Here is a 4,526-nt window from a genome sequence, read left to right on the forward strand (position 1 = left end):
ATGCATCATCCACTCGGCCTTTTGCTGGCCGTGTTCTTCGATCAGGCGCGGCATGATCGTCGCGTAGCCGGAGCGCACCGACGGGTTGGGCATGTCGCTGAACAGCAGGCTGTGGCCATTGTTGAAGGCGAACCAGCCGTCATCGGTATTGGCATCACCGGCGCCGAGCTTGCTGTAGTCGAGGGTGCCGCTGGCGGCGGTGCCGTTCTCGCTGTTGACCTGCTGGCGGTGCTGCACCGTGGCCACGTAGTTGTAGTGGACCGTGCTGACGTGATAACCATCGAGGCCGTTTTCGTTCTGCAGTTTCCAGTTGCCGTCGTAGGTGTAGGCCGACTTGCCGGGCAGTACCTCCAGCTCACCGCTCGGCGACTGGGCGACCATCATGTCGAAGAACACTTTGGCGTCGCCGAGGAAGTCTTCCAGGCTGTTGTCGGCGTGCACATCCAGGCTGATGAAGACGAAACCCTTGTAGCTCTGGATGCGGGCTTTCTTCAGGCCGCGGGTGGCTTTGTCGAAGCCTTCCGGGTACTCGCCCGGCGCCTTGACCTTGACCAGGCGACCATCGCTTTTGTAGCACCAGGCATGGAACGGGCAGGTGAAGGTCGACTGATTGCCCTTGCCGACGCGGGTCAGCGTCGTGCCGCGATGCTGGCAGGCATTGATCAGCGCATTGAGCTGACCATCACCGTCGCGGGTAATGATCATCGGCTGGCGGCCGGCGCGCATAGTCACGAAGTCGTGGTTGTTGGCCAGCTCGCTTTCGTGGCAGGCGTAGATCCAGTTCTTTTCGAAGATCAGTTCCATCTCCAGATCGAACAGCTGCGGCTCGGTGAAGATGTCCCGGGCGATGCGGAATACGCCCTCTGCCAGGCGGAAATCCAGGCAGCTTTGGATAAACGCTTTCCACTGCTCGACGTTTTTTTCGCCACTCATGGTGTGCACCTTTTTTATTGGGCTAATCGGTGCGCTCATTAGAGGAGCGGGGCGGGTGGCGGTCTATCCGATAAGTTGGCGAAGGCAGTCCGTAAAATTGGGGGGGCGGTAACAGTTGGTTGGGCAGCGATGACACAAATCCCGCACCAGGTGATAAACGGCTGCACCTGATTGCGCCAATCAGATACTGTTTTGCAATGCGCCGAGTGCTGATCGAGTGCTTTTGCGGCTTTGTCAGCCATGTCTTATCCGCTTAGTTACCGATCACTATCCGTTAAGTGGGCGCCGACGATTTATGGCGTGGAAGTTGCTCCTTTCCCGCCTGGTACGCGCCGTCAGAGCGCGCCGAAAATATTGCCTGTGAGTGCACCGTGATGAGCAGCAAAGTGGATCCGCAGTTTCGCGACATTCGTGTCGACAGCGATGACCTGGAGGCCGCCAGAAGCTGGATGTCCGGTATCTGCGGGCCCCATCGACTGGTGAGCGCGACCCCCGAACGGATTCGCTTTCATCACAACGCCAACATGTTCAAATCGATGGCCACCACCCTGGGTACTATCGAATACGGCACCGATGTCACCATCGATATCGAAGACGCCGAGCACTTCAGCAGCTACAGCCTGAGCTTGCCGCTGGTGGGCCAACAGGAGCTGAGCAAGGATGGCAGCGTGCTCAGGTCCGACCGCGATCAAGGGGTCATCGTGTCGCCCAATGAAAACCAGCTGCTGGCGATCTCCGGTGACTGTCGCAAGGTTCAGGTAGTGATTACGCGTATCGCGATGAGCGAAGCGCTGGAGGGGATGTTGCAACGGCCTCTGGACGCGCCGCTGCGCTTCGAGCCGGTGATGGATGCGATCGATGGCGCATCGGCGTCGTGGTGGCGCATGGCGCGTTACTTCATCGACGAGCTTGCGCGCAGCAGCGAACTCTTCGAACAGGTGGCCTTCACCCGGGACATTGAAAGCTCGCTGATCAAAGGCTTGATCCTGGCCCAGCCCAACAACTATTCGCAGGCGCTGCGGGACGTGCTGGGCGTGAAGTTGCCGCACTACCTGATCAGGGCTCGACAGTACATCCACGACAACGCCCGCGAAGCGTTGCATCTGGAGGACATCGAGGCCGCTGCCGGCGTTTCGCGCTTCAAGTTGTTCGATGCGTTCAAGAAGTACTTCGCCATGTCGCCAATGGTCTACCTGAAAAAGTACCGCTTGAACGCCGTGCGCCAGGAGATTCTTGAGCACGGTTCGGCACGCAATATTTCCGGGATCGCGATGGGCTGGGGGTTCATGCACCTGGGGCGTTTTTCCACCGAGTACCGCAAGCTGTTCGACGAAACCCCGAGCATGACGTTGCAGCGCAACGAAGCCCGGCGCCTGCACGGGCTTTGAAGGTCGGCGTCCTTACTTGCGTACCACCAGATCCAGCAATTGCTCACGCTCCTTGATTTTTTGCAGGACGATTTCCGAACGTATATCGGTGACGCCGGCGGTGCGGTTGAGGTGGTTGACGATGAAATCCGAGAAGTGTTTGAGGTTGCGGGCCTGCACCCGCAACACATAGTTGCTTGCCCCGGTAACCACATAGGCGGTGACCACTTCCGGCCACTGCTGAACCTTCTTGATGAAGGTCTCGTGCCAGTCCTCGACGTCCTGTCGCAGCGACACATGAACGATGGCTTCCAGTTCAATGCCCAGCCGTTCGGCGTTCAGCACCGCGCGATAGCCGGTGATGATTCCTTCGCTTTCCAGCAGGCGCAAACGACGCAGGCAAGCCGACGGTGACAAGGCGACTTTCTCCGCCAATTCCTGATTGCTGATGCGGCCATCCTGTTGCAATTGATGCAGGATTCGCAGGTCTGTCGAGTCAAGATTCATGGTTTGAATAAATCCGCGTTTATTGGGGTTTGATTCGAATATTCTGCGAGATAACTACTATAGCGCTGCCCACTTTGCACGAAAATTCTCCAATGGTTAGTTCATTATCTCTCCATCGAAAGGCGGGCGAATTGCCTGATGCCGGTCAGCCAAGGGTTTGAACACTGCAATCCTTGTGGGAGCGAGCTTGCTCGCGATAGCGGCGGGTCAGTCAACATTGATGTTGAATATTAGGCCCCCATCGCGAGCAAGCTCGCTCCCACAGATTTTGTGTGTCAACTGATCAGTATTAGGCGAATTGCCTTGAATCAGGGCGCCCGGGCAGGTCGATGCAACCTGCCCGGAGGGCGCCGCATAACAAAAAACAGGACACCCAATGACGACAAGAAACGATTGTCTGGCGCTTGATACCCAGGACACGCTGGCGCCCCTGCGCCGGCAGTTTGCGCTCCCTGAAGGCGTTATCTATCTCGATGGCAACTCCCTGGGCGCGCGGCCGGTCGCTGCTTTGGCGCGGGCTCAAGCGGTGGTCGCCGAGGAGTGGGGCAATGGCTTGATCCGCAGCTGGAACAGCGCAGGCTGGCGCGAGCTGTCGGAGCGTCTGGGCAACCGCCTGGCGGGCTTGATCGGTGCGGGGGAGGGTGAAGTCGTGGTGACCGATACCACTTCGATCAACCTGTTCAAAGTGCTGAGCGCCGCTTTGCGCGTACAGGCCACCAGGTCGCCGCAGCGACGGGTGATCGTCAGTGAATCGAGCAATTTCCCCACCGACCTGTACATCGCCGAAGGCCTCGCGCAGATGCTACAACAGGGTTATACCCTGCGCCTGGTCGACAGTCCTGAAGGGTTGCCGCAAGCGATTGACCAGGACACGGCAGTGGTCATGCTCACCCACGTCAATTACAAGACCGGCTACATGCACGACATGCAGGCCCTGACCGCGCTGACTCACGAATGTGGCGCGCTGGCGATCTGGGACCTGGCCCATTCCGCGGGCGCGGTACCGGTCGACCTGCATCGGGCGGGTGCCGATTACGCCATCGGCTGCACCTACAAGTACCTCAATGGCGGGCCGGGCTCGCAGGCCTTTGTCTGGGTTTCGCCACAGTTGTGCGATCTGGTGCCGCAGCCACTGTCCGGCTGGTTCGGCCACTCACGGCAGTTCGCCATGGAGTCGCATTACGAGCCGAGCAGCGGCATCGCGCGCTACCTGTGCGGCACCCAGCCGATTACCTCTTTGGCGATGGTCGAGTGTGGCCTGGACGTGTTTGCCCRGACCGACATGGTCAGCTTGCGCCGCAAATCCCTGGCGCTGACTGACCTGTTCATCGAATTGGTCGAGCAGCGTTGCGCGGCTCACGATCTGACGTTGATCACGCCGCGTGAGCACGCCAGACGTGGCAGTCACGTCAGCTTCGAACACCCCGAAGGTTATGCGGTGATCCAGGCCCTGATCGAGCGGGGCGTGATTGGTGATTACCGCGAGCCACGCATCATGCGTTTCGGTTTCACCCCGCTGTACACGACCTTCACCGAAGTCTGGGATGCGGTACAGATCCTCGGCGATATCCTCGACCGGAACACCTGGTCGCAAGCGCAATTCCAGGTTCGCCACAGCGTGACCTGAACTCTGCGGCGTCCTTGTCCTGCTGCGGGAGTTTCCCAGCGGCAGGGCTTCGGCCGCCGGCAATAACCAGTTCTGCAATCACAATAATAAGG

General features: G+C 59.2%; 4 protein-coding genes. 2 read left to right on the top strand and 2 right to left on the bottom strand.

Going from position 1 to position 4,526, the window contains the following annotated elements; translation table 11 throughout:
* The coding region (locus AC1DVH_RS26570; RefSeq protein WP_477756296.1) for a Rieske 2Fe-2S domain-containing protein at positions 1–933 on the bottom strand (933 nt) is incomplete at its 3' end.
* Positions 934–1,307: 374 nt separating this feature from the next.
* Between AC1DVH_RS26570 and AC1DVH_RS26575 the strand changes: the two genes are divergently transcribed.
* Positions 1,308–2,321 carry an AraC family transcriptional regulator gene (locus tag AC1DVH_RS26575; RefSeq protein ID WP_477756297.1) on the top strand — a complete coding sequence of 338 codons (1,014 nt, stop codon included), beginning with the start codon at positions 1,308–1,310 and terminating at the stop codon, positions 2,319–2,321.
* A 12-nt stretch (positions 2,322–2,333) separates the two neighbouring features.
* Here the strand turns inward: AC1DVH_RS26575 and AC1DVH_RS26580 are convergent, their stop codons facing one another.
* Positions 2,334–2,807: an Lrp/AsnC family transcriptional regulator gene (locus AC1DVH_RS26580; RefSeq protein WP_108218106.1), complete on the bottom strand. Its 474-nt coding sequence runs from the start codon at positions 2,805–2,807 to the stop codon at positions 2,334–2,336.
* A gap of 376 nt (positions 2,808–3,183) precedes the next feature.
* On the opposite strand from AC1DVH_RS26580, the gene kynU reads away from it, so the two are divergent.
* Positions 3,184–4,434 carry a kynureninase gene (kynU, locus tag AC1DVH_RS26585; protein WP_477756298.1) on the top strand — a complete coding sequence of 417 codons (1,251 nt, stop codon included), beginning with the start codon at positions 3,184–3,186 and terminating at the stop codon, positions 4,432–4,434.
* Positions 4,435–4,526: the final 92 nt, after the last annotated feature.

The organism is Pseudomonas sp. P4_C3 (assembly GCF_056402075.1).

Excerpts from the sequence above, each read along its gene's own strand:
- AC1DVH_RS26575 (WP_477756297.1), top strand. The coding sequence starts at position 1,308 with ATGAGCAGCAAAGTGGATCCGCAGTTTCGCGACATTCGTGTCGACAGC.
- AC1DVH_RS26580 (WP_108218106.1), bottom strand. The coding sequence starts at position 2,807 with ATGAATCTTGACTCGACAGACCTGCGAATCCTGCATCAATTGCAACAG.